The sequence below is a fragment of the Dactylosporangium sp. NPDC000244 genome, assembly GCF_040300725.1.
Lineage (GTDB): Bacteria > Actinomycetota > Actinomycetes > Mycobacteriales > Micromonosporaceae > Dactylosporangium.
Window position 1 is genome coordinate 144602 of the sequence record NZ_JBEPEH010000018.1, and the last position, 24220, is coordinate 168821.

A 24220-nucleotide genomic window follows, 5' to 3' on the forward strand; every position below is an offset into this window, starting at 1 on the left:
GCGCGTCCCGCCCGGTCGAGATGGTGGGTCCGGGGCCCGGCTACTTGCTCAGCCAGGCGTCGTAGAAGAACAGCCGCCCGTACGCGTCGACGTTCAGGTCGTGCACCTTCTTCGCCACGGCGAATGTCTGCTGGTTCGTGTCCAGCGGGATCACGTACGCCTGGTCGATCAGGTAGTTCTGCAGTTCGCCGACCGCCTTGGTGTAGCCGGCGTCGTCGGTGGCGTTGCTGAGCGCGTCGACATGACCGTCAAGCTCGGTGTCCTTGGCCAGCGCACCGCTGTTGAACCAGCTCGTGGTGACCGCGCTGTGGAAGTTGTTGCGCATCGGCCCGGACACGGTCGGCACGCTGCCCAGCGAGATGGACAGGCTCACGCCGGGCGCGCCGACCGCCGCCGTCTCGTTGTTGGAGTCGACGTTCTTGACCGTCAGCTCGACGCCCACCTTCTTCAGCTGCTGGGCCAGCAGGAGCAGTTCGGGCTGCGACTGCCGGATCCACGACACGGAGTACACCAGGAACGACAGGCGCTGGCCGTCCTTCGTGCGGAAGCCCTGCGGGTCCCGGGCGGTCCAACCGGCCTGGTCCAGCAGGTTGTTCGCCTTGTCCACGTCGTTGGTGAGCTTGGCGGACAGGTCCACCCAGCCCGGCACGCCCGACTCGATCACGGATGTCGCCGGCTTCCAGATGTCGGTGAAGTAGAGCGTGTCCACGAGCTCCTTGCGATTCACGGCGTGCTGGATCGCCTGCCGCACGCGGACGTCCGCCGTCGCGGCACTGTTCGGCCGGACGCGGATCTGCACCGAGTACGCGATCTGCTTGGCCGGCAGCACGGTGAATCCCGTCTGGCCGAGCCGCTGCTCGTCGGCCGGGGGCACGTCGCGAATGACGTCGGCCTGCCCGGACTGCAGCAGCCCGGTCCGCACGCTGTTCTGCCCGGCGATCCGGACGATGATCTTGTCCAGGTAGGCGGGACCGGCGTGCCCGACGCCGTCCGGAGCCCAGCTGTAGTCCTTGCGCTTGCTCAGGACGTACTGCTCGCCGGGGGTGTAGCTGTCGAACACGAACGGGCCGCTGCCGACGAGGTTCTTGATGTCGGAGCTGTCCTGGAAGCTCAGCTTGAGCGTCTTCTCGCCCACGATGCCGCTGTGGTAGAAGGTCAACGCCCGGATGAAGCCGTACGCCGGTCGGGAGAACTTCACGGCCACGGTGTCGGCGTCGGTCACGGTCGCGCTCTCGAAACCGGCGGGCCAGGTGTAGGTGCCCGGGATGCCGAGCGCCTTGTCGCCCTTGCCTTTGATCGTCAGGTTGTCGGCGACGACTTGCGCGTTCAGCGCCGAGCCGTCGCTGAACGTCACACCCTTGCGGATCTTCAGGGTGAACTGGGTGCTGTCGGGGTTGGCCGTCCACGATTCGGCCAGCCACGGCCTGAGCGTGCTCGACTTCGCGTCCCAATAGACGAGCCGGTCGACGAGAGCGCTGAAGATGATGCCCGGTTCCCAGTCGTTGACGTCGGTCCACTGGAAGTCGGGGTTGTCGTAGGAGGCGAGGTAGACCAGGTTACCGCCGGACACCGGCTCGCCGGCGTTCTGCGCCGGCGAGGCCGCCGGGTTCGCGCCGCACGCGGCCAGGACGGCGACGAGCGCTGCCGCGATGGTCGCGGTCAATGCTGAAGCGGTACGGCCTGAGCGGCGCCGGACGCTACCGGGCCGGGCAGGGGGTTGACCGTCGAACATGTGAAAATGCTCCTTCTCGGGGCTCAGGCGATGCCGAGGTTCTCGGCCAGCAGACGGGACTCGTACTCGCGGCGGAACAGCCCGCGCCGCTGCAGTTCGGGCACGACGTTGTCGACGAAGAAGTCGGCCGGCCCGCGGTGGTACGGCGGGAACAGCTGGATCCCGTCGAAGACCCGCTCGACGAAGTTCGCCTCGAGCCAGTCGGCGAAGCCGGCGGTGTCGCCGACGAAGATCTGCTCGCCGTGCAGGTGGCTCTGCACCGCGTGATACAACTCGGCCAGCGTGAGATCCTCGCCGAGTCGCTTGGCCAGCAGGTCGTGCAGCCAGTGCGCGTCGTCGAGCCCGCCGCGTTTCACGGTGCTCGCCTCCCTGGCCAGACCGCCGGTCTGGTTGGTCTTGAGGGCGTCGCCGTTCAGCCGTTCCAGCGGCAGCACGTCGGCCGCCCGGCTCGACGCCCGGACACCGGCCAGGTCGACGCCGAACACCTTCGAGAAGTAGGCCGGGATGACCTCTTCGGTCTGGACACGATGGGCCTCATTGAACTTCTCCCTCGCCTCGCGCTCGGTACCGGCGACGAAGAACGTGATACCGGGGATGATCAGGAACTTGTCGGGATCTCGTCCCGCCTCGGCGACCTGTTGCTTGACCTGTTGGTAGCGGCGCTTGCCCTCCTCGAATCCGTAGTACGGGGAGAAGCGCACCTCGGCGTGGCGGATCCCGAGTTCGAGTGAGCGGGCCGACTCGCCGACGTGGATCAGCGGCACCTTGGGCTGCACCGGCGGCGGCACGTTCAACGGGCCCCGGACCTGGAAGTGCTTGCCCACGAAGTCGATCGGGTGCCAGCTGCCCGGCCGGATCAGGGTGCCGCCGTCCCGGTCGTCGAGCAGGAGGTCGTGTTCCCAGCTGTCGTGCAGCAGCCGGAACAACACCTCGGTGAACTCGTCCGCGCGGTCGTACTTGGACTGCTCGTCGGGCAGCGGCCAGCCGCCGAAGTTGCCCGCCGGTCCGCCCTCGCGGTCGATGCCGTAGACGAGGTTCACGCCGATGCGGCCGGCACTGAACCGGTCCGCGGTCGCGATCTGCCGGGCGACGAAGTACGGGTGCTCGAAGGAGGTGTTGTAGCTGGGGAAGAACCCGACATGCTCGGTGACGGCCGCGAGCGTTCCGGCGTACACCGAGTTGTCCCACCGGAAGACCCGGTTCAGGCGGTTCGGTTCGGTCGCGAGCGCGCTGCCGCTGAAGACGTAGTCGAGCTTGCCCCGCTCGGCGATGCGGGCGACGTCGACGATGACGCTCGGGTCCAGCAGTCCAGAGTTCGTGGCGCCCGGCAGCCGCCAGGCCTCCAGATCCCATCCGGTTCCATAGGCGGCCAGGCCGATCCTGAGCCGGCGTGCAGAAGACACGGCTGTTCCTTCCGTACTGAGAGAGGCACGCGCCACGGCAGGAGCCGCCGAAGGATCGGCAGGCAGCAGGGATCGGGGGAGCGGCGCGCGGGTGCGGTGAAAGAGGCTGGGCTGATCAGCGACAGCGCGCGCTGCAGACCAGCATCATGTCGACGGCACGGCGGCGCGTCAGCAACGCTGACCGCATTCCCGCCATCACCGAACCTCCATGTGGATCCACAATGAATCCATACCGTATCACTAGGAACTAAGCATGGCTACAGTGGTGATCGACAGCGGCGCACAGCGAGGAGATGTTCCCAGGTGGCAGCACAGCAGGAGAACCCGGCGAAGCAGCTCGGCGCGGACGACATCTACGCCCAGATCCGGCGCCGGATCGTCGAGGGTCAGGTCACGCCGGGCCTGACGCTCGGCGAGGCTCAGCTCGCCTCCGAGTACGGCGTGTCCCGCACGCCGGTCCGCAACGCCCTGGCCCGGCTCGAACAGGACGGCCTGTTCGAACGCGTGCGCTTCGGCTACGCGGTGCCCGTTCGCAGTCCCGAACAGGTCGTCGAGCTGTTCGAGGCCCGCATCATCCTCGACGTCGCCGCGGCCGAGCTGGCCGCGCAGCGGCGCAGCGAGCTCGATCTGGCCCGGCTCCGGCACCTTCTCGAGCAGGCCGAGGCCGCCACCGGGGCAGACCTCATCCACATCAACGACGCGTTCCACGACGCACTGCGCGACGCGGCCCACAACCCGACGGTGGCACAGTTGGCGAGCCGGGTCGACGCCCAGCTGGCCGCCTACGAAGCCCGGCCTGCCGGCACGCCCGACGATCGGCAGACCACCCAGGACGAGCACCGGCGGGTGTTCGACGCCGTCCACGACCGTGATCCGGCCCGCGCGCGCAGCGAACTGCAGGCCCACGTTGAACGGGCGCGCGATCTGCGCATCGCCGTGCTCGCCCGCGAAGACCGCAAGGCCTGATCCGCCGGGGATCACCTCTCCGTCACGGCGCCGGCGGGCGCCCGTGACGGAGAGATTCCGTTTCCTCAGTGCGCTTTGAGGAGGAGTTCGGTGAGCTCGAAGGGCATGGTGATCATGCAGTCGTGGCCGGTCGGGAGCTCCCACACCTCGTCCTGCGGGGGGACGGGGCGCCGCGGCGGAGCGTCGGCGGTGCAGTGGATGTGGGTGCGTGGGATCGCGTGCGCGGCCGGATTGTCGAAGGCGACCCGCTGCTGCAGGCAGCGGACCGGTTGGTCGGACAACATCGTGTCCAGCCAGGCGAGGTCGGCCGGTTCCGTGACGCCGAAGGAGCGGGACATCGGTGGCAGGCGCCAGGGGGTGTCGGTCCGTGCCGCCTGGTCGATCAGGTGTTGGGTGGCCGGCATCACGTCGATGGCGCTTTCGCCGTCTTGGGGAACCATGGCATCGAGGAAGACGAGGCGGGCGATCTTGTCTGGTGTGCGGTTCGCTGTTCCGGTGATGACCATGCCGGCGTAGCTGTGGCCGACGAGGACGACGTCGTCCTGGTCGTCGAGCAGGCGCACGACGTCGTCGATGTGCGTGTCGAGTCCGACTTCGGGGCTGAGGAGGTGGATGCGGTCGCCGTAGCCGGTCAGGGTCGGCGCGAGAACCCGGTGGCCGGCGGCGCTCAGCAGCGGTACGACGCGGTCCCAGGCCGCCCCGCTGTGCCACGCACCATGGATGAGGACGTAGGTGGACATGCCTATCCTTCGCTGTGTGAGGGTGTGAGTGGGAGTTCGTTCATGCTCTGACGAATCTCACGCACCGGGCAATCAGGCACATTCCGGTGCCTCGGTTCTCTGGAGGTAACCATGCGCAGCGGATGTCGCCCGCTGATCGAGGACAAGTGGTCACTGCTCGTCATCTCGATGCTGGACGCGGGGCCGAGGCGGTTCAGCGAGCTCAAGCGCGGCCTGGACGGCATCAGCCAGCGGATGTTGACCGTCACCCTGCGTAATCTCGAACGCGACGGCATCCTCGTCCGTACCGTGCTCGAGGTCATGCCCCCGCACGTCGAGTACCGGCTCACCGAGATGGGCGTCACCCTCCACGAAGCCGTCAAGCCGATGATCGCCTGGGGCAGGGAGAACGTGGCCGGAGTGGAGCGAGCCCGTGCGGCCTACGACACCCGGGCCGTCGTGGAATGAGCCGAGCGGCGACGCCATCCGGGTCGATGGCGCGCCGGTGACCCGACCCTGCTGGTCGGCGCGGCCTCGTCCGTCATCATGCCGGCCACGGCGAGCGTGCACCGCGCGCGGGAGGTCTTCGACGCGACCGGCGCTGAGGTGGCGCTCGTCGTCCTCGACCGGGCATCGACCGTGCCGCCCCGGTCGGCCGGCGACGTGGTCGGCGCGCTGTGGCGCGATTCGCTCAAGGGCGAGGCGATCGAGCCGCTGACAGCGCTCGCAGGGGACCGCTCAGGCCCGGTCGGCCGCCGTGCCGCCCATCGGGACTTCGGTGGTGGTGAGGGCGTCGATCAGGCCGGGGAAGCGTGCGTCGAGCTCATCGCGGCGCAGCTCAATGGTGTGTGTGCGGCCGGCCACGACGGTGCGCGTCAGGCCCGCCTGCCGCAGCGTGCGGAAATGGTGCGTCATGGTCGATTTGTGCACGCCGAAGTCCCAGTGCGTGCCGCACTTGCCGTGCGGCTGGCCGTCGGCAAGCGTCTGCACGATGCGCAGGCGGATCGGATCGGCGACCGCCCGCAGTACGTCGACCATCGTCACGTCGGCGATGTCCGGCATCACGTCGTCTTCCCGGGCCATACCCCCACCCTACCGTTGGACATCCATCATACTATTGCCTATGTTGAAGGTATGACGGATGTCCAACAATCAGGTTCGGCCCGCTGGTCCTGGGACGCCGACGGCGTCGTCACCGTGACGCTCGACGACCCCGGCCGCACCGCGAACATGCTCAACCGCCGCCACTACGACGGGCTCGGCGCCTGCCTCGACGACCTCACCCGGCAGCTCGACCGGCTGCGCGGCGTGGTCCTCACGTCGGCGAAACGCTCCTTCATCGCCGGGCCCGACTTCGTGCCGAGCGAGATCACCCCGGACGAGGCGGCCGGCACCTACGACCTGCTGACGCCGCTGCGCGACCAGGCGCGCCGGCTGGAGACCCTGGGCCGGCCGGTCGCCGCCGCGCTCAACGGCTCCGCGCTCGGCGGCGGCTTCGAGCTCGCGCTGGCCTGCCACTACCGGGTCGGCCCGAACGACCCGTCGGTCGTGTGGGCGCTCGCCGAGACCGGGATGGGCATCATTCCCGGAGGTGGCGGGACGGTCCGAGTGACGCGGATGTTCGGGATCGCCGCGACGGTGCTCGAGATCGTCGGGCCGGGCACGGCGTATCACCCGGCACAGGCGCTGGCCGCCGGCTTGGTGGACGAGTTGGCCGATGACGTGGTCGCCGCGGCACGGGCCTGGGTGCTGGCGCAGCCGGCCGGGCGTTTCGTGCAGCGGTGGGAGCGGCCCGGCTATGAGATCCCTGGCGGGACCGCGGAGCCACCGGGTCTTGCCGATGAGGTGGGACGCCGCTCGGCGGGGTCGCCGGTGCGTGCGCTCGCCGCGGTTCTGCAGGTGGCGGCGCGGAGCGCGGCGGCGCCGCTGGATGAGGCGTTCGAGATCGAGACGGCGGCCTGCCGGGCGTTGCTGAGCGCGCCCGAGATCCCGAGTCTGGCGCATCTCTTCTTCGCGATGCGTGCCGCCGCCACGGCACCCGCCGAGCGTGCTGCGACAGGCGAGCCTGCCGGGTCTCCCTCGGCAGGCTCGCACGCCGGCGTGCGTGAGTTCCCACAGATCGTCGCCAACCCCCTCGCCGCGGTGTTCTTCGCCCCCGGCGCCCCGATCGTCGAAATCACCGACGCGGACCTCGTCCCTGAGGTCCGCGCGAAGGGCGGCATCCCCGTGCTGATCCACGGCGGCCACGTCTCCTTCGTGCGGACCCTCCTGGACGCCGGCCCCGATCCCGCCGCCATGACCGCCGCCGCCCGCCGCGCCCTCGACAACGGCCTGCGGATCGACCCGGCCGGTGCCGACGTCGCCTCGGTGCTCGCGGCCGGCTTCCCGTCCTGGACCGGCGGCGTCCTGCACGCCGGGGGCCTCGGGTGAGGTACTCACTCGTCGAATTGGCCCCGGTCGCGCCCGGCGGCACCAAGCGTGAAGCCCTCGACCGGGCTCTGGCCGCGGCCGAGGAGGCCGAACACCTCGGCTTTCACCGCTTCTGGTTCGCCGAGCACCATCACGCGACGGGATACGCCGCCCAGGACCCGGCCCCGCTGATCGCGGCGGCCGCCCAGCGGACCTCCCGGATCCGCCTCGGCTCGGGTGCCGTGCTCCTCAACCACTACAGCGCCTTCAGCGTCGCCGAGCGCTTCCTGATGCTCGAATCACTCGCCCCAGGCCGCATCGACCTGGGGCTCGGCCGCTCCACGGCCACACCCCTCATCGACCACGCGCTGCGCCGTGACCGCGGCAGCCGGCCGTCCGACGACTTCCCCGACCAGGTGCACGAGATCATCGGCTACCTTCACAACGCATTCGACCGCGCCCACCCCTTTGCGGCGATCGACCTCACGGCCGGAATCGACGGCGTTCCCGAGGTCTGGGTGCTCGGCTCCTCCGGCACCAGTGCCGGCCTCGCCGCGCGGCTCGGCATCGGCTACACCTTCGGCGGCCACATCAACCCGGCCCTGACCTCCCGCGCGCTGCGGCACTACCGGGAAGGCTTCACGAAAACACCCTTCGGAACCGGCGCCCCGCAGCCGATGCTCGCGTTGAACATCGTCGCCGCCGAAGACGAGGAGTCGGCCCACCGGCTGACCTGGCCCGCGCGAGCCCTGCGGGCCGGTGGACGGGACCGGCCCATCCCCACCGTGGAGCAGGCCCGGGCGGAGCTGAGCGTCTCGGTGAAGGCGCAGCCGAGCACGATTGTCAACGGCGTCATTCCGCCGCAGATTTCCGGGACCCCGGCGACCCTGCGTGCCCAGCTCGAGCCCGTGATCCGGGAATCGGGTGCGACAGAGGTCATGGTCCAGGACATGTTGACCGATTCCGTGGCGCGAACCCGCTCACGCCAGATCATCGCGGAGACTCTCCAGGCCATCAACCCGTGATCGCCGCGTACTGGTCCGGCGTCTCAGTCCTGGGCGGCTTCCGCCGCCATCTCCGCGGACGGGTGGACATTCGTCAGTGGGAAGTGTCGATACGCGAACCGGACCGCGCCCTGTCGCCGGTGCAGCAGCTCACCGATCGGGTGGGCCCTCGCGCAGTACGGGCACAGTTCACCACCGGATCGGCGCAACGGTTCGATTCCGCCGGCTTCGTGAGCCGGGTGGCCCACCGGGAGGACGCGCCGGTCGAGGCGGCGCAGCGGCACACGACGGTGGTGATGACAGCGCTGGGCCAGGTGCTGGACGACGAGACCTACCGGCACCTCACGGCACGGCTACCCCGCACGTACGCGCCCCTGCTGCCGAAGGTTGAATTCGCCGGCGGTGTCCCGGCGGAAAGCTTCGTGCGCAAGGTCGCGGACCGCGCCGGGCTCGACCCGGGGCACGCGCAGCGCGTGGCGGAGGTCGTCCTGGAGACCTTGGCCCGGCGGATCGGCGGCGAGGCCGAGGACCTGATGACGTTCCTGCCGGTCCAGCTGCATCCGGCGCTGCGGCGGGGCCAGGAGGCACCCGATCCGGACCTCGCTCCGGAGGAGTTCGTCGTCGAGGTCACCCAGCGCACCGGGTTCCCCCCGGACCGCGTGATCCGGTACATCCGGGCCGTGCTGTCAACGGTGCGGGACGTCGTCGACGACGAGGAGTTCTTCGACGTGCAGGTGCAACTGCCCGGCCGGTACCGCGAGCTGTTGCGGGAGCCATGAACGCACCAGTCTCACCCGCGAAGGATGGGCACCGTCGCCCCGACCCGGTGAAGGCTCGAAAACCAGGCCGCGAAGGGAGTGGCCCTCACGGTGCGCCCGGGGCGGCCGACAGATCGTTGTCGGCTGATCCCTCGGAAAGGAGCGCTGTCATCATGACCGTACCCGGCGATGCCACGAGCCCGTACGAGAGCAGCGCGATGCCGTTCCGTACGAACGAGCGCCCGCCCGCCACGCCGGGCGCCGCCGAGGGCCGCAGCGGCCGGGGGAGGGACGCCCGGGCGGAGGAGCGGCCGATGGTGACGGTCGCGACGTATCCGGACTACCTGTCCGCGCAGGGCGCCGTGGACCTCCTGTCCGACAAGAAGTTCCCCGTCGACCGCGTCACCATCGTCGGCACCGACGTACGCCTCGTGGAGAAGGTGCTGGGCCGGATGACCACGGCTCGCTCGGCGCTGGCGGGAGCCGGCACCGGCGCCTGGTTCGGCCTGCTGATCGGCATCCTGCTCGGCGTCTTCGCCGTCGGTGCCTGGTGGCAGGTCGTCGTGTTCGGCGTCGTCGCGGGTGTCGTATGGGGTGCTGTGTTCGGAGCATTCGCCCACGCGATGACCGGTGGCAGGCGTGACTTCAGCTCCGCGAGCGCCATCCAGGCGAACACGTACTCGGTGATGGTCGACGCCGAGTACGCCGACCAGGCGCGGCAGCTGCTCCGCACGCAGGAACGCTGACAGCACGTCCCATACAGGCGAGCGTCCGCACATGCGAGAGGAGTCCGACTCATGGCCAGGGCTGTAGGGATCGACCTGGGCACGACCAACTCGGTGATCGCGGCGTTCGAGGGCGGTCAGGCGACGGTCGTGCCCAACGCGGAGGGCAGCCGCACGACACCGTCGGTCGTTGCCTACACCGACACGGGCGAGCGCCTCGTCGGGCAGTTGGCCAGGCGGCAGGCGGTGCTGAACCCGAAGGGCACGATCTACTCGGCGAAACGGTTCATCGGCCGCAAGTTCGACGAGGTCGCCGAGGAGATCAAAACGGTGACCTACGACGTCGCGCCGGGTCCGGACGGCATGGTGCGCTTCGAGGTACGGGGCAAGCTGATCTCGCCGGAGGAGGTCTCCGCGCAGATCCTGCGCAAGCTCGCCGAGGACGCCGGCAAGTATCTCGGGGAGAAGGTCACCGAAGCGGTGATCACGGTCCCGGCGTACTTCAACGACGCCCAGCGGCAGGCGACCAAGGACGCCGGCAAGATCGCCGGTCTCGAGGTCCTGCGGATCATCAACGAGCCCACCGCGGCCGCGCTCGCCTACGGGCTGGACAAGAAGGGCCACGAGACGGTCCTCGTGTTCGACCTGGGCGGCGGCACGTTCGACGTGAGTATCCTCGATGTCGGCGACGGCGTGGTAGAGGTGCGCGCCACGGCCGGGGACACCCACCTGGGCGGCGACAACTTCGACCACCGCCTGGTTGACCACCTCGCCGAGGAGTTCAAGCAGGAGCAGGGCATCGACCTGCGCAAGGACCCGCAGGCGTTGCAGCGGCTCACCGAGGCCGCGGAGCGCGCCAAGATCGAGCTGTCGTCGGTGACGCAGACGCAGGTGAACCTGCCGTTCATCACCGCCGACGCGAACGGGCCGAAGCACCTCACGGCGACGGTCACGCGCGCCTTGTTCGAGGAGCTGACGCACGACCTGCTGGAGCGGACGATGGGCCCGGTACGGCAGGCGATGAGCGACGCCAAGGTCAGCGTGGACGACCTCGACGAGGTCATCCTCGTCGGCGGCGCGACGCGGATGCCCGCGGTGCAGGCCCTCGTCCGCCGGCTGACCGGCGGCAAAGAACCCAACATGACGGTCAACCCCGACGAGGTGGTCGCGCTCGGCGCGGCGATCCAGGCCGGGGTGCTCAAGGGCGAGGTGCGCGACGTCGTGCTGCTCGACGTCACCCCGCTCTCCCTCGGAATCGAGACCCTGGGTGGGCTCATGACGAAGGTCATCGAGCGCAACACCACCATCCCGACGCGGCGCGGCGAAGTGTTCTCCACCGCGGAAGACAACCAGCCCGCAGTCGACGTCGTGGTGCTGCAGGGGGAGCGGGAACGCGCCGCCGACAACCGGGTCCTCGGCCGGATGCGGCTGGAGAACATCCGTCCGGCCCCGCGCGGCGCGCCGCAGATCGAGGTCACCTACGACATCGACGCCAACGGCATCCTCAACGTCTCCGCCCGGGACAAGGACACGAACGCGGAACAGAAGATCACCATCACCGAGAGCGGCACGCTGGACACTTCCGAGGTCGAACGGCTGGTCCGCGAGGCCGAACAGCACCGGGCCGAGGACCGGCGGATGCGCGAGGAGGTCGACGCCCGCAACGCGCTGGACAGCATCGCCTACCAGGCCGAGCGCCGCCTGGGCGACCTCGGTGACCAGGTGCCGGAGCACGAGCGGGCCCGCGCCTCGATGCTCGTCGAGGAGGCACGGCAGGCGGTGCGTGACCGGGCGCCGCTGGACCGGGTCCGGCAGCTGACCGGGGACCTTCAGCAGGCGCTGTACTCGCTGAGTGCCCAGCCCGCCGGCGCGCAGGCAGGGCAGGGACCGGGCGGGCAGCAGCCGGGCGAGCAGCAATCCGCCGGTGCCCGCGCCCAGGGCAGCGACGACGTCATCGACGCCGACTTCTCCACGGGGTGAGCCATGACCGAGCCGATCGCATCCGCGCCCCCGACACCGCCGTCCGAAAGCGACGAGGTCGCGGAGCTCACCGATCGTCTGCACCGGGCGCTCGCCGAGGTGGAGAACACCCGAAAGGCGGCCGACCGCGACACGGCGGCGCAGCGGCTGTCCGAGCGGCTCGCCGTGTCGGCGGCGTGGCTACCCGTCCTCGACCATATCGACCTGGCGTTGCGGCACGCCGATGCCGACCCGGAGTCGATCGTCGCGGGCGTGCAGCAGGTGCGCGAGCAGGCCGTGCGCGTCCTGTCGCAGCTCGGCTTCGAACCGATCGACACGCCGGGCGTACCGTTCGACCCGCAGCGGCACGAGGCGGCCGAGGTGGTCCGGGACACCGGCGCCGAGCCCGGCACGGTGGTGCGGGTGCTGCGGCCCGGGTTCGCGGCCGGGGACCGGCTGCTGCGGCCCGCCGTGGCTGTCGTGAGCGCGTTGCCGGAACTGCCCGGGGACACCACCACCGGCGCCGGGGACGACACCCGACGGGACGGCGGAGCGGACGGTGGCTGACGGAACCGACTTCTACGAGGTGCTCGGCGTGCCCCGGGACGCCGACGCGGAACAGATCCAACGCGCGTACCGGACCCTGGCGCGCCGCCACCACCCGGACGTCAACAAGTCGCCAGGTGCGGAGGACCGGTTCAAGAAGATCAACGAGGCGTACGCCGTGCTGTCGGACCCGAAGAGCCGGCGCAAGTACGACCGGTTCGGCGAGGCGTGGCGGCAGGTGCCCGACGACTACGAGCAGGCCGGTGCGCGGGCCGGCGCCCGGGCCGGCGGGGGTGGCGCCGGGTTCGGAAGCTTCGGCGGGTTCGGCGGCCCGCGAGAGTACTCGTCCCGCGCCGGCGGCGGGATCGACGTCGAGGACCTCCTGGAGAGCCTGTATGGTCGGCGGTCCGGGCGGGCGCGCGGCTACGGGCCCTCGCCTGGCGCCGACACCGAGGCCGAGATCACGATCAGCGTCGAGGACGCCTACCACGGCGTCCGGCGCCGGATCACGCTGCCGGACCCCAACGGACAGCCGCGGCAGTACGACGTGAACATCCCGGCCGGGGTCACCGAGGGGCAGCGGATCCGGCTTGCCGGACAGGGCTCCTCCGGCGCCGGCGGCGGACCCCCCGGCGACCTGTACCTGGTCGTCCACCTAGCGCCGCACCCGCGCTACCACGTCGAGGGCCGCGACATCATCGTGGACCTGCCGGTGGCGCCCTGGGAAGCGGCTCTCGGCGCGACCGCGCCGTTGGAGACGCCCGGCGGAGCCGTGCAGGTGCGGGTGCCCACGGGCTCGTCGTGCGGGCGGCGTCTGCGACTGCGCGGCCGTGGCTTGCCGAACCCCCGGGGCAACCCCGGTGACCTGTTCGTGACCGTCAAGATCGTGGTGCCGACGCGGTTGCCCGAGGAGGAGCGCCGCCTCTTCGAACAGCTGGCGAAGGTCTCGTCGTTCGAACCGCGAGGTGCGTCATGACCTACGCGCTGGTGCGGCCGCGGTACCTGTCGCTGGACGCGTTCGCTGCCGCCGCCGGACTGCACCCGGAGCTGGTCGCCCGGCTCGCCGCTCTGGGACTGTTGGAGCCGTCGGTGGACGCCCGCGGCATCCGCTGGTTCCGGGCGGCGGACTTGGCCGTCGCGGCGCGGATCCACCGGCTGCACACCGGCCTGCCGCTCAACTACGCCGCCATCGGTGTCGTGCTCGACCTGCTCGACCGCATCGACGAACTGGAAGCAACGCTCAGGAGGCGGTCATGGATCTCAACCGACTGACCGAACGATCTCAGCAAGCCCTCCACGACGCCCAGACCAAGGCCCTGCGCTTCGGCCACCCCGAGGCCGACGGGGAACATCTGCTGCTGGCCCTCATCGACCAGTCCGAGGGTATCGTGCCGCGGCTGCTGGTCACCATGGACGGCGACGTCGACCAGGTCCGCGAGCGGGTCGAGAGCGAACTGAAGCGCCGGCCGTCGGTCTCCGGGCCGGGCGTCCAGCCCGGCCAAGTCCTGATCACCCAGCGGCTGGCCCGGTTGCTCCAAACCGCCGAACGCGAGGCCGGCCGGCTCAAGGACGAATACGTCTCCGTCGAGCACCTGATGCTCGCCCTCGTCGACGAGGACACCGGCACGGCCGCCGGCCGGATCCTGCGCGACCGCGGCATCAGCCGGGAGCGGCTGCTCACGGCCCTCACCGGCATGCGCGGCTCGCAACGGGTCACCTCCGCCAACCCGGAGGTGGCGTACGAGGCCCTGGAGAAGTACGGCCGGGACCTGGTCGCCGACGCGCGCGCCGGTCGGCTCGACCCCGTCATCGGCCGCGACGAGGAAATCCGCCGCGTCGTACAGATCGTGTCGCGCAAGACGAAGAACAACCCGGTACTCATCGGCGACCCCGGTGTCGGCAAGACCGCCATCGTCGAGGGTCTCGCCCAGCGCATCGTCGACCAGGACGTGCCCGAGGGCCTGCGGGACAAGACGATCTTCGCGCTCGACATGGGCTCGCTGGTCGCCGGGGCGAAGTACCGCGGCGAGTTCGAGGAGCGGCTCAAGGCGGTGCTGTCCGAGGTCAGCGCCGCGGAGGGAAACATCCTGCTGTTCATCGACGAGTTGCACACCGTCGTCGGCGCAGGCGCCACCGAGGGAGCGCTCGACGCCGGGAACATGCTCAAGCCCATGCTCGCCCGTGGTGAACTGCGGATGATCGGCGCGACGACCCTCGCGGAGTACCGCAAGTACATCGAGAAGGACGCGGCCTTCGAGCGGCGGATCCAGCCGATCCTGGTCGAGGAGCCGACGCCGGAGGACGCCGTCACGATCCTGCGCGGGCTGCGCGAGCGGCTGGAGGTGTTCCACGGGGTGCGCATCCAGGACGGGGCGCTCGTCGCCGCGGTCCAGCTGTCCCATCGGTACATCCCGGACCGCTACCTGCCGGACAAGGCGATCGACCTCGTCGACGAGGCCTGCGCCATGCTGCGCACCGAGATCGACTCCCAGCCGGCGGAGCTGGACGAGGCCAGCCGCCGGCTGATGCGGCTGGAGATGGAGCAGGCCGCACTGTCCAAAGAGGAGGATCCGGCGAGCGTGGCCCGCCGCGACCAGATCCAGCGGGAGGTCGCCGATCTGCGCGCCCAGGTCGACGCGATGCGGGCCCAATGGAACGCCGAACGGCAGGCGATCCGCAAGGTCCAGACGCTCCGGGAGGACATCGAACGCATCCGCCGCGATGCCGAGCACGCCGAACGCGCCTACGACCTGGACCGCGCGGCCGAGCTGCGGCTGGGCAGGATGCCCGAGCTGGAGCGCAAGCTGGCGGCCGAGGAGGAGCGGCTCACCTCGAAGCAGGGCGGTCACCGGCTCCTGCGTGAAGTGGTCACCCCGGACGAGATCGCGCAGGTCGTCTCCCGATGGACGCACATCCCGACCAGCCGGCTGCTCGAGGGCGAGCGGGAGAAGCTGCTGCACCTCGACGAGGTGCTGCACGAACGGGTCATCGGCCAGGACGAGGCGGTGCAGGCGGTCACCGACGCGATCATCCGGGCCCGTTCCGGCATCCGCAACCCGCGCCGCCCGATCGGTTCGTTCCTGTTCCTCGGCCCCACCGGGGTCGGCAAGACGGAGCTGGCCAAGGCGCTGGCTGAGGCGCTGTTCGACACCGACGAGAACATGGTCCGCCTCGACATGAGCGAGTACCAGGAACGGCACACCGTCGCCCGGCTCGTCGGCGCCCCGCCCGGCTACGTCGGCTACGAGGAGGGCGGCCAGCTCACCGAGGCCGTGCGCCGCAGGCCGTACTCTGTGCTGCTGCTCGACGAGATCGAGAAGGCGCACACCGACGTGTTCAACACCCTGCTGCAGGTGCTCGACGATGGCCGCCTCACCGACTCGCAGGGCCGCACCGTCGACTTCCGCAATACAGTCGTGATCATGACCAGCAACATCGGCTCGCAGTACCTCCTCGAAGGCGTCACCAGCGACGGAATGCTCACCGACGAGGCGCGCACGGCGGTCATGACCACACTGCGCGGGCACTTCCGGCCCGAATTCCTCAACCGCGTCGACGAGACCGTGCTGTTCAAGCCGCTGACCCTGGCCGAGATCGAGCAGGTGGTCGACCTCATGCTCCAGGACCTGCGCAACCGGCTCATGGAGGACCGCCGCGTCAGGCTGCAGGTCACCGAAGCCGCCCGTCGGCACATCGCGGCCGAGGGCTTCGACCCGGTGTTCGGCGCCCGGCCGCTGCGCCGGTATCTGCAGCGGCAGATCGAGACGCCGATTGCCCGCATCCTGCTGCGGGGCGAGATTCGCGACGAGGCAGCCATCCAGGTCGACCTCGGCCCGGCCGGTCTCCAGATTGAACCGGTCGGCGCACCGGCCGACGTCGGCGCCGCGCCGTCATAGCCGCGAGCCACGGGCGAGCGGTCGTGCGGCGGACCTGCGGTTCGTCGTTCAGCCGGAAGGGGGTGCGGCCGCTGGTGCGTCGGTGCGGGCGATCGGGATGGTGGCCAGCAGCGTTGTGCCGGCGTTTGGTGGGCTGGTGATGGTCAGCTGTCCGCCGAGGGTTTCGATGCGGTCGCGCAGGCCGGTGAGCCCGGATCCGCGGGCGGGGTCGGCGCCGCCGATGCCGTCGTCGTGGATGGCGAGCTGGAGGGTGTCGGTGTTGGTGGCCGCGTTGACCTGGATGACGGAGGCGTGTGCGTGCCTGGTCGCGTTCGTCAATGATTCGGACACGAGGTAGTACACGGCGGTCTCGATCGTCGAGGACAGCCGGCGGTCGGTGTTGATGTGCATTTCGACGGGGGTCGCGGATCTGCGGGCGAGCGCCTTGAGCGCCGGTTTGAGGCCGCCGGTGGCCAGTACCGATGGGTGGATGCCGCGGGCGAGCTCTCGCAGGTCTGCTATGACCTCGTTGAGGCTCGTCACCGCATGTACAATCTCCGACCGCATCTGCTCGGGTGCTGTGCCGGTGCCGGCCGCCTGGGCCGCGCGCAGTTCGAGGCCGATCGCGATGAGGTGTTGCTGGGCGCCGTCGTGCAGGTCGCGTTCGATGCGCTGGCGTGCCTCGTCGGCGGCGGCGGAGATGCGGGCGCGGGATGCGATGAGCTGGGCCCGGTTGTCTGCGTTGGTGAGCGCGGCGTGCAGTAGCGACGACAGTGGTGGGACGACCCGCTGCCGCAGTCGCTGTACGTGTCGGTCGGGCGTCCCGGCGGGCACGTGCAGGGCCCCGAGCAGGGTGTCACCGTGCCGCAGGAGGAAGGCCAACGGTTGTCCATCCTGTTGGATTGGCCCGCGATCTTCGCCGCCGGGTGCGTTGGCTTCCAGGTCGATCGTCGCGGCCGGCAGGTCGAGCGCATGCGCGATGTGCTGGCCCGCCGCCCGCAGTGCTGCGGTGAGGTCATCGGTGTTCAGCAGCAGCTGTGCCAGGTCCGCGGTGAGGTCGGACTCCTGGGCCCGCGCGGCGCGCAGCCGGGACATGTCAGCCAGCGTGCCACTCGCCAACGCGACGATGATGAACACGGCAAGCTGCACGACGTCACGGACGTCGGAGTCGACCAGGTTCCCGATCGGATGGATGTAGAACACGGTGAACATGAGGACGCTTGCCAGTGCCGTCGCGATCCCGAGCCACAGCCCCCAGACGATCGAGACCGCCACGACGCCGAGCAGGTAGACCACGCTTGGCGACGACTGCTTCGTGAACGTCTCGAGCGGATCGACGAGCAGTGTCTCGGCCGCGAGGATGAGCGCGGCGACCGCGATCCCAAGCCACCGCGACGGAGGCTCCGGCCGTACCAGCAGCGACAGGAGACCAGCACGCATAACGCCACTTTAGTCCGATTTCGGCCACGAGGCCGCGGCTGCGGATGGCGCTGCAGGCGTTCTACGATGCCGGCCTGGTCGTCGCCGCGGTGCACGTGGCCGCAGTCACCCACAGCGGCGACCTCGTCGGCGTGATCTTCCACGGCGACCGGGTGAACGATGCATGCTGATCTGTTCGGCTCAGCCTCCACAAAGCGGTGGCCGAGCGACTTTCTCCGCCATCGAGGTCGAGTACGTCCACCGCCGGGAGTTCCGCACCCGCATCGAGGCCAGGCTGAAGATCGCCACCCGGATCACCACTTCTGCGACCACTTCCCGGACATTGCCACCGGGCGGCGGCTCGACCACCTCGCGAGGCCATCACTGCCGCCGAGTGGCGGTACGTGGTGCACGCCTGGTCTGGGCTTCCCGCGTAACCAGGCCACCTCACCACGGAGTGAGAGTGCTGGAACGGGGTAGGGCTGCCCCCCGCGACTAGCAGGAGGTGTGCCGGCGTGGCCAGCCATCCCGCAGCAGAGGCCCCTCGTGGCGCCACCGTCATCCGTTGGTCGGTCCTCGGTCCGGCACTGGTCGCTGCGCTCGGTGGCTTTCTGTTCGGGTACGACACCGGCGTCATCTCCGCCGCCCTGCTGTACCTCTCGGCGAGATTCGCCCTGTCGAGCACGCTGCAGGAGGTGGTCGTCGCCGCGCTGCTGCTCGGGGCGATCGCCGGTGTGGTGGGCGGCGGGCCGCTCGTCGACCGCTTCGGCCGGCGCCGGCTGCTCATCGTCTCCGCCGCTGTGTTCTGCATCGGCGCGCTCGCGTCGGCGTTCACCCCGAGCCCGGGGGTGCTCATTGCCGCCCGGTTCGTGCTCGGCGTGGCGATCGGCATGTCGTCGCTCGTGGTGCCCACGTACATTGCCGAGATGGCGCCTCGCCAGGTGCGCGGGCGCTTGGTGTCGTTACAGCAGTTGATGATCACGGTGGGCATCTTCGTGTCGTACCTCATCGGCTTCGCGTTCTCCGGGGTGGACCAGGGCTGGCGCTGGATGCTGGGGCTTGCCGTCGTACCGGCTGCGGTGATGCTGTTCGGCCTGCTCGGCCTGGCCGAGAGCCCGCGCTGGCTGCTGTCGCGGGGCCGCGACAACGAGGCACGGGCCGTCATGCTGCGCTCCCGCGGACCCTGCGAGGCCGACGAGGAACTGGCCGAGATCCGGCGGATCAGCGCGACGGAGCGCGGCATGTCGATCCGCGACGTGTTCAGCCCCCAACTGCGTCCGGCCGTGCTGCTCGGCGTCGCCGTCGCCGCGACCAACCAGCTCGTCGGCGTCAACGCGGTCATCTACTACACGCCGACGCTGCTCACCCGGGCCGGGTTCGGTGACGCAGCGGCGCTGCTGTCCACCGTCGGCATCGGGCTGGTCAACATGCTCGTCACGATCGTGGCACTGCTCGCCATCGACCGGGTCGGCCGGCGCCCGCTGCTGCTCGGTGGCACCGCGGTCGTCGTGGTCAGCCTGGTCGCGCTCGGCGCCCTGTATCTGCTCCCGAGCCGCACCGGCGCGGCCGGTGCCGCCCTGGTGGCCGTGTTGTGCGTGTACATCGCCGCGTTCGCCGCGAGCCTCGGCCTCGGGATCTGGCTCATCAACAGCGAGATCTTCCCGACCGCGGTACGCGGCAAGGCGGCTGGCGCCGGTACCGTCACCCACTGGACGCTCGACTTCCTCATCTCGCTGACCGTGCTCACGGCCATCGCTGCGCTGAGCGCCACCGGGCTGTTCTGGCTCTACGCCTTCTTCGGCGTGCTGGGCTTCCTGTACCTGTTCCGCAACCTGCCCGAGACCAAGGGTCGCAGCCTGGAGGACGTCGAAAGGGACCTGCGCCGCCGGGCCGGGGTAGTCTGCTGACCCCGACAGCGGGGGAGGACCGGTCGACGGCGGCCGCCCCGCGGATGCCGGTGCGCGCTCGGTAGGGACGTTGTGCTTCGAGCCCGCTCGCGCGCGGTCGACCGGGCTCGGTCCGCTTGGGCCGCGTGTGTGGCGCGGGAAACTGGACCAGCTCCTGGCAGGAACTGCCACTGGACACCGGTGTGCGGCACGAACGGGGTCCCACACGGCACCTGCCGGATCCGCGATCCGGATGACCATCCACAATGGATGCCAAGGCCCATCGCCAATCCTTGTTGGGACGTTCACCCGGTACGAGTACATCGATCTGATGGCGAACCTGCCGTTCGACATCATCCAGCCGGACGCCGCCGGCGTCGGCGGTATCTCCGAGCTCAAGCGGATCGCGGACATGGCCGGCGCCTGGAACCTGCGGTGCGTCCCGCACATCGGCTGCTCGTCGGGAACCGGCATCGGCATCCACGCCGGTCTGCAGGTCATCCTCAGTTGCGACAATGCACCGCTCATCGAGTTCGATGCCTACGGCGGGCTCGGCTGGGAAGGCTTCCTCGTCAACCCGCCCGTGGTCACCGACGGCCGCGTCCAGATCCCCGCACGGTTCCAGGAAGCAAACGCGTGTCAAGAGGCGAGCCGTCGCGGCGGTAAGCCGTTGAGGAACGATTGTTCTTGACTGATCGTTCCTCGACGATTTATCGTCGTGGCATGGGCAGACGATCGCCGTCGCGCTCGGCATTCCCGCCGCCCTGGCCGCAGCCCTCACAGCGGCGTGCCAGTTCTGGGACGTCAAGGATCCATCGAAGGCCGCCGTGATCGAGCTCGCCGACGAGCGCTACGCCCGCCTGGTGCTCAAGTCGACAACCCCAGCGCGACCGTCGCGCTGGTCGAGAACGCCCTACGCCGAAAGAGGTAAGCCGATGTTCTCCCACCTCGTCGCGGTCGTGATGTCGTTGGCCGTCGTGACCGCCACCCCCGTCGAGGCGACGCCCGGCCTCGTGCCCGCCGCTGACCGGGAGGTCGTCTTCACCGTCGACGGGACGACGACATACGGCACCCTGCACGTTCCCGCGCACCGTGCCGGGCAACGGTTGCGCGCCGCACTACTGCTGCCCGGTAGCGGACCCAGCGACCGCGACGGCAACCAACCGCCCGCGTCCCCGAATACCCTGAAGCAGGTGGCGGAGGCGCTCGACAGCGACCGAGTCGCCACGCTGCGGTTCGACAAGTATGGCACCGGCCGCACCGGGCTCGGCGCCTATCGCGACCACCCGGAAGCACTCGACTACCCGGCGTTCGTCCGCCAGGCAGGGGCCGCCTATGAGTCGTTGCGCGACCAGCCGGAGACCGACCCGCACACGCTGATGGTCGTCGGGCACAGTGAGGGCGCAATGACCGCGCTGCTGCTCGTCGACACCGTCAGCCCGCACCCCACCGGCCTGGCACTGCTGCAACCGCAGGCGATCCGCCTGCTGGACCTGATCGCGCTGCAACTGCACGCCCAGGTCGCCGAGGCGACTCGGCAGGGCCAGCTCACCACCGAGCAGCAGCGCGCGATCGACGCGGCGATCGACGCCGCCGTCACCGCCCTGCGCGAACACCGACCGGTCGATACCACCAACCTGCCGCCCGCAGTCGCCCAACTCTTCGCGGGCCTCCAAGGGCCGAGCGGCCGGTTCGTGGACAGCGACGACGCCGTCTACCCGCCGGACATCGCCGCAGGCCTGCGGCCGGGGACCAGGGTGCTGCTGACCTGCGGCACGAACGACGCCCAAGTCCCTTGCGCCACAACAGACGCCCTGACCGCCGCACTGCGGCGCGCGCACGTCGGCGGACCGGGCCGGGTACCGCTGCCCGGAGTGGACCACCTGCTGCACGACGCCGACCACCCGAACACCCTCGCCCCGACCGCGCTCGACGCCCTGCACCGGTTCGCGAAGTGCTGAGGTAGACAGACCGAGGACGAAACCCCGAACCGCCTCCACGCAGACCGCGCCGGCATCGACTGGCTGGTCCGTTACCTGACGACCGGCTGCTGACCCACAGCCGTGGCGGGATCTCGCTCGCAGCCTCCAGCCCTGAGATCCCGCCACGCAGCCTGCTACGTGCAGCGGACTTCAGGCCTTGGCATCAGCGGCTGAAGCCTGCGCATCTGCCTCCGTGGCGTTGCGCAAGCGATGACAGCTGCGCGGCCGCAGTCACGCCGAAACCAGGTTTGCCCGGACGATTGCCGGGCATCCTGCGAGCTGCTCAGCGCGGAAGTCCCGCTCGCGCGCTGCCGGACGCGGTCGTCGCTGCTGCGCGAGACGGGTGTGTCCAAACACTCCCCGGAGGCCGGCATGACGAACGTGCAGCGCGACGGCAGGGTCGCCCTTGTCACCGGTGCGAGCCGGGGGATCGGCGCGACGGTGGCCCGGTTGCTGGCATCGCGGGGCATGCGGGTCGTGGTCAACTACCGCAGCAGCCGCGGCGAGGCGGACGAGGTGGTCGCGTCGATCGGGTCCGCCGGCGGCCGTGCGATGGCCGTGCAGGCCGACGTGCGCGACGGTGCCGCCGTGACCGGCATGCTCGAGCAGGTCCGCGCCGCCATGGGCGAGGTGGAGGTCCTGGTGCACAACGCCTTGATCCCGTACGCCATCAAGTCCTTCGAGGAGATCTCGGTCGACGAGCTGGGCAGCAAGGTGGAGCAGGAGATGCGAGCGGCGTTCCTGGTGACGAAGGCCGTGGTCCCCGGCATGACCTCCCGCGGCTACGGGCGGATCGTCTACCTCGGCGCCGTGCTGAGCCGCCGGCCGGACGAGGGCATGATCGCGCTCGGCACCGCGAAGGCGGCCCTGAGCTCGTTCGCCCGCTTCGTCGCGCAGGAGCTGGGTCCGCGCGGGATCACCGTCAACGTGGTGGAGCCGGGGCCGGTGGGCGGGCTCCTCCACGCCACCCTCGATCAGGAGCAGCAGCGGCGCATGGCGGCCCAGACGGTCCTGGGCCGCATCGCGTCCCCCGACGACGTGGCCCGGGCCGTCGCCTTCTACGCCGGCGACGACAGCGGATTCATCACGGGCACGACAGAGCCGGTCAACGGCGGACTGGTCATGATCTGACGCGGTTTCCGGTAGGGAGCTCGGCAGGCACGCGGGCGAGGAAGAAGCTGCGGATGTCGTCGGAGAGGTCGTCCGGCACCTCCATCGCGGCGAAGTGGCCGCCGCGTTCGAACTCCGACCAGTGCCTGATGTCGTAGAGCCGCTCGGCCAGCGGTCGCACCGACTGGGTGATGTCGTGCGGCAACACCGCCACGCCGACCGGCACCGGGCACGGCTCGGTTCCGCGCGGGGTCTCGCGGGACAGCCGGGCCGAGGAAGCCGCGGTGGCCGTCAGCCAGTACAGCGAAATGCCGGTGAGCATTCGCTCGTCACTGATCGGCGAGCGCGGGTCGGTCCACTGTGCGAAGCGTTCGGCGATCCAGACCAGCTGGCCGACCGGCGAGTCGGTCAGCGCGTAGCCGATGGTCTGCGGAGTCGTGGCCTGCAGCGTCTGGTACGCCGGACGGTTCGTCATCAGCTGCGTGACCTTGTCCAGCCGGGCCGCGTCCGTTTCGGAGAGTTCGATGCCGGGGACAGGCCGGGTCGGCAGGTAGTTGACGTGCACCCCGACGACCTGCTCGGGTGCCACCGCGCCGAGCGCCAGGGAGATGCCCGCGCCGAAGTCGCCGCCCTGCGCGCCGTAGCGCTCGTACCCGAGGCGGCGCATGAGCTCGGCCCAGGCCCGTGCGACCCGGACGATGTCCCAGCCGCGCTCGTGGGTCGGGCCGGAGAAGCCGAACCCCGGGATGGACGGAATCACCAGGTGGAAGTCGCGCGACAGCGGCTCGATCACGTCGAGGAACTCCAGGAACGAACCGGGCCAGCCGTGGGTGAGGATCAGCGCGAGCGCGTCCGGCTTCGGCGACCGGACGTGGACGAAGTGGATGTTCTGGCCGTCGATCTCGGTGGTGAAGTGCGGAAGCTTGTTGAGTTCGGCTTCGTGCCCGCGCCAGTCGTAACCGGTGCGCCAGTACTCGGCCAGTTCCTTGAGCCGGGCGAGCGGGAAGCCGTAGTCCCAGCCGGCGTCGGCGACCTCGTTGGGCCAGCGGGTGCGGGAAAGCCGATCGGTCAGGTCGTCGAGGTCGGCCTGCGGGATGTCGATGCGGAACGGCTCGATCATGGTCGCCACCTCCGGTGAGGTCGTTTATGTTCTAAACGTTAGTGTAATAAACGTTTATGGAGCTAACGGTAACATGATCGTTGGTGGCCCGAACGATTCGTTAGACTCGTCACATGGAGCACCCGGTCGAGAAGACACCCGCCAGGTGGGAGAGCCTGCCCAGCTGGCTGCTCACCCAGACCGCCGGCCACGCGCACCGCCTGGTGGGCGACGGGTTCTCGTCCGTCCACGCCCGCGGCTTCCACTACCGCCTGCTGGCAACGCTGGAGGAGTTCGGCCCGGCCAGCCAGGCCGCGCTGGGCCGCCGCAGCGGCATCCACCTCAGCGACATGGTCGCGGCGATCAACGAGCTCGCCGACCACAACCTGGTCGAGCGCGCCTCGGACCCCGCCGATCGCCGGCGCAACATCATCACCCTGACCACCGCGGGCAAACGGCAACTGCGGCGGCTGGAGAAGCGGCTGGCCGAGACCCAGGACGAGCTGCTGGCCCCGCTCGAGCCCGAGGAACGGCGGCAGCTGACCGAGCTGCTGTCCAAGCTGCTGGCCCACCACGACCGGCGAACCGGCACCCCCGAAGAGCCGCGGCGCTGAACGGGATCACGCCC

The 24220-nt window shown here is 70.1% G+C and carries 23 protein-coding genes; 17 read left to right on the forward strand and 6 right to left on the reverse strand.

The genetic code is table 11. The features are described from left to right. Positions 1 to 40: 40 nt before the first annotated feature. On the reverse strand, positions 41 to 1663 hold the full coding sequence (locus tag ABT369_RS25870) for an ABC transporter substrate-binding protein (protein WP_350615632.1): 1623 nt from the start codon (positions 1661 to 1663) through the stop codon (positions 41 to 43). Positions 1664 to 1755: 92 nt separating this feature from the next. Then, positions 1756 to 3135 (reverse strand): NtaA/DmoA family FMN-dependent monooxygenase, encoded by a 1380-nt coding sequence (locus ABT369_RS25875; protein ID WP_350615634.1) that lies wholly within the window; start codon positions 3133 to 3135, stop codon positions 1756 to 1758. Positions 3136 to 3438: 303 nt separating this feature from the next. Between ABT369_RS25875 and ABT369_RS25880 the strand changes: the two genes are divergently transcribed. Then, a complete protein-coding gene (locus tag ABT369_RS25880; RefSeq protein ID WP_350615635.1) occupies positions 3439 to 4101 on the forward strand; it encodes a GntR family transcriptional regulator in 663 nt (220 codons plus the stop codon). A gap of 65 nt (positions 4102 to 4166) precedes the next feature. Here ABT369_RS25880 and ABT369_RS25885 read toward each other — a convergent pair whose 3' ends face one another. Further along, the gene (locus tag ABT369_RS25885; RefSeq protein WP_350615637.1) at positions 4167 to 4841 is read right to left on the reverse strand and encodes an alpha/beta hydrolase; all 675 of its coding nucleotides are present in this window, start codon (positions 4839 to 4841) and stop codon (positions 4167 to 4169) included. A gap of 111 nt (positions 4842 to 4952) precedes the next feature. Between ABT369_RS25885 and ABT369_RS25890 the strand changes: the two genes are divergently transcribed. Beyond that, positions 4953 to 5288 carry a winged helix-turn-helix transcriptional regulator gene (locus ABT369_RS25890; protein WP_350615640.1) on the forward strand — a complete coding sequence of 112 codons (336 nt, stop codon included), beginning with the start codon at positions 4953 to 4955 and terminating at the stop codon, positions 5286 to 5288. 270 nt (positions 5289 to 5558) lie between these two features. Here ABT369_RS25890 and ABT369_RS25895 read toward each other — a convergent pair whose 3' ends face one another. Further along, a complete protein-coding gene (locus tag ABT369_RS25895) occupies positions 5559 to 5903 on the reverse strand; it encodes an ArsR/SmtB family transcription factor (protein ID WP_350615642.1) in 345 nt (114 codons plus the stop codon). 51 nt (positions 5904 to 5954) lie between these two features. Between ABT369_RS25895 and ABT369_RS25900 the strand changes: the two genes are divergently transcribed. The 9 genes from ABT369_RS25900 to clpB all read left to right on the forward strand — a co-directional run bounded on the left by ABT369_RS25900 (position 5955) and on the right by clpB (position 16117). Beyond that, on the forward strand, positions 5955 to 7250 hold the full coding sequence (locus ABT369_RS25900) for an enoyl-CoA hydratase/isomerase family protein (protein ID WP_350615644.1): 1296 nt from the start codon (positions 5955 to 5957) through the stop codon (positions 7248 to 7250). Next, positions 7247 to 8254 carry an MsnO8 family LLM class oxidoreductase gene (locus ABT369_RS25905; protein WP_350615646.1) on the forward strand — a complete coding sequence of 336 codons (1008 nt, stop codon included), beginning with the start codon at positions 7247 to 7249 and terminating at the stop codon, positions 8252 to 8254. The genes ABT369_RS25900 and ABT369_RS25905 overlap by 4 nt, the downstream gene beginning before the upstream one ends. Positions 8255 to 8394: 140 nt before the next feature. Continuing rightward, positions 8395 to 9012: a DUF2267 domain-containing protein gene (locus tag ABT369_RS25910; RefSeq protein ID WP_350615776.1), complete on the forward strand. Its 618-nt coding sequence runs from the start codon at positions 8395 to 8397 to the stop codon at positions 9010 to 9012. A 293-nt stretch (positions 9013 to 9305) separates the two neighbouring features. After that, on the forward strand, positions 9306 to 9737 hold the full coding sequence (locus ABT369_RS25915; RefSeq protein ID WP_350615777.1) for a YflT domain-containing protein: 432 nt from the start codon (positions 9306 to 9308) through the stop codon (positions 9735 to 9737). 51 nt (positions 9738 to 9788) lie between these two features. Beyond that, positions 9789 to 11696: a molecular chaperone DnaK gene (gene dnaK, locus ABT369_RS25920; RefSeq protein ID WP_350615648.1), complete on the forward strand. Its 1908-nt coding sequence runs from the start codon at positions 9789 to 9791 to the stop codon at positions 11694 to 11696. A gap of 3 nt (positions 11697 to 11699) precedes the next feature. Beyond that, positions 11700 to 12242 (forward strand): nucleotide exchange factor GrpE, encoded by a 543-nt coding sequence (locus ABT369_RS25925; RefSeq protein ID WP_350615650.1) that lies wholly within the window; start codon positions 11700 to 11702, stop codon positions 12240 to 12242. Continuing rightward, the gene (locus tag ABT369_RS25930) at positions 12235 to 13197 is read left to right on the forward strand and encodes a DnaJ C-terminal domain-containing protein (protein WP_350615652.1); all 963 of its coding nucleotides are present in this window, start codon (positions 12235 to 12237) and stop codon (positions 13195 to 13197) included. Before ABT369_RS25925 ends, ABT369_RS25930 begins: the two co-directional genes overlap by 8 nt. Further along, positions 13194 to 13493, forward strand: a complete 300-nt coding sequence (locus ABT369_RS25935) for a chaperone modulator CbpM (protein ID WP_350615654.1) — start codon at positions 13194 to 13196, stop codon at positions 13491 to 13493. Before ABT369_RS25930 ends, ABT369_RS25935 begins: the two co-directional genes overlap by 4 nt. Beyond that, the gene (gene clpB / locus ABT369_RS25940; RefSeq protein ID WP_350615656.1) at positions 13475 to 16117 is read left to right on the forward strand and encodes an ATP-dependent chaperone ClpB; all 2643 of its coding nucleotides are present in this window, start codon (positions 13475 to 13477) and stop codon (positions 16115 to 16117) included. The genes ABT369_RS25935 and clpB overlap by 19 nt, the downstream gene beginning before the upstream one ends. A 48-nt stretch (positions 16118 to 16165) precedes the next feature. Here the strand turns inward: clpB and ABT369_RS25945 are convergent, their stop codons facing one another. Further along, complete coding sequence (locus ABT369_RS25945; RefSeq protein ID WP_350615658.1) at positions 16166 to 17536, reverse strand: ATP-binding protein; 1371 nt, start codon at positions 17534 to 17536, stop codon at positions 16166 to 16168. A gap of 44 nt (positions 17537 to 17580) precedes the next feature. Here ABT369_RS25945 and ABT369_RS25950 point away from each other — a divergent pair, with 44 nt between their 5' ends. From ABT369_RS25950 to ABT369_RS25970, 5 genes are all read left to right on the forward strand, one after another. Next, the gene (locus tag ABT369_RS25950; protein ID WP_350615660.1) at positions 17581 to 17706 is read left to right on the forward strand and encodes a hypothetical protein; all 126 of its coding nucleotides are present in this window, start codon (positions 17581 to 17583) and stop codon (positions 17704 to 17706) included. 324 nt (positions 17707 to 18030) lie between these two features. Then, positions 18031 to 19422: a sugar porter family MFS transporter gene (locus ABT369_RS25955; protein ID WP_350615661.1), complete on the forward strand. Its 1392-nt coding sequence runs from the start codon at positions 18031 to 18033 to the stop codon at positions 19420 to 19422. Between the two features lie 232 nt (positions 19423 to 19654). Continuing rightward, positions 19655 to 20092, forward strand: a complete 438-nt coding sequence (locus tag ABT369_RS25960) for an enolase C-terminal domain-like protein (RefSeq protein ID WP_350615662.1) — start codon at positions 19655 to 19657, stop codon at positions 20090 to 20092. Positions 20093 to 20228: 136 nt separating this feature from the next. Further along, the gene (locus ABT369_RS25965; protein ID WP_350615664.1) at positions 20229 to 21362 is read left to right on the forward strand and encodes an alpha/beta hydrolase family protein; all 1134 of its coding nucleotides are present in this window, start codon (positions 20229 to 20231) and stop codon (positions 21360 to 21362) included. A 393-nt stretch (positions 21363 to 21755) separates the two neighbouring features. Further along, complete coding sequence (locus ABT369_RS25970; protein WP_350615665.1) at positions 21756 to 22514, forward strand: SDR family oxidoreductase; 759 nt, start codon at positions 21756 to 21758, stop codon at positions 22512 to 22514. Here the strand turns inward: ABT369_RS25970 and ABT369_RS25975 are convergent. Then, a complete protein-coding gene (locus ABT369_RS25975) occupies positions 22504 to 23613 on the reverse strand; it encodes an epoxide hydrolase family protein (protein WP_350615666.1) in 1110 nt (369 codons plus the stop codon). The genes ABT369_RS25970 and ABT369_RS25975 overlap by 11 nt on opposite strands. 113 nt (positions 23614 to 23726) lie before the next feature. Between ABT369_RS25975 and ABT369_RS25980 the strand changes: the two genes are divergently transcribed. Beyond that, positions 23727 to 24206: a MarR family winged helix-turn-helix transcriptional regulator gene (locus ABT369_RS25980; RefSeq protein ID WP_350615667.1), complete on the forward strand. Its 480-nt coding sequence runs from the start codon at positions 23727 to 23729 to the stop codon at positions 24204 to 24206. Positions 24207 to 24220 lie beyond the last annotated feature (14 nt).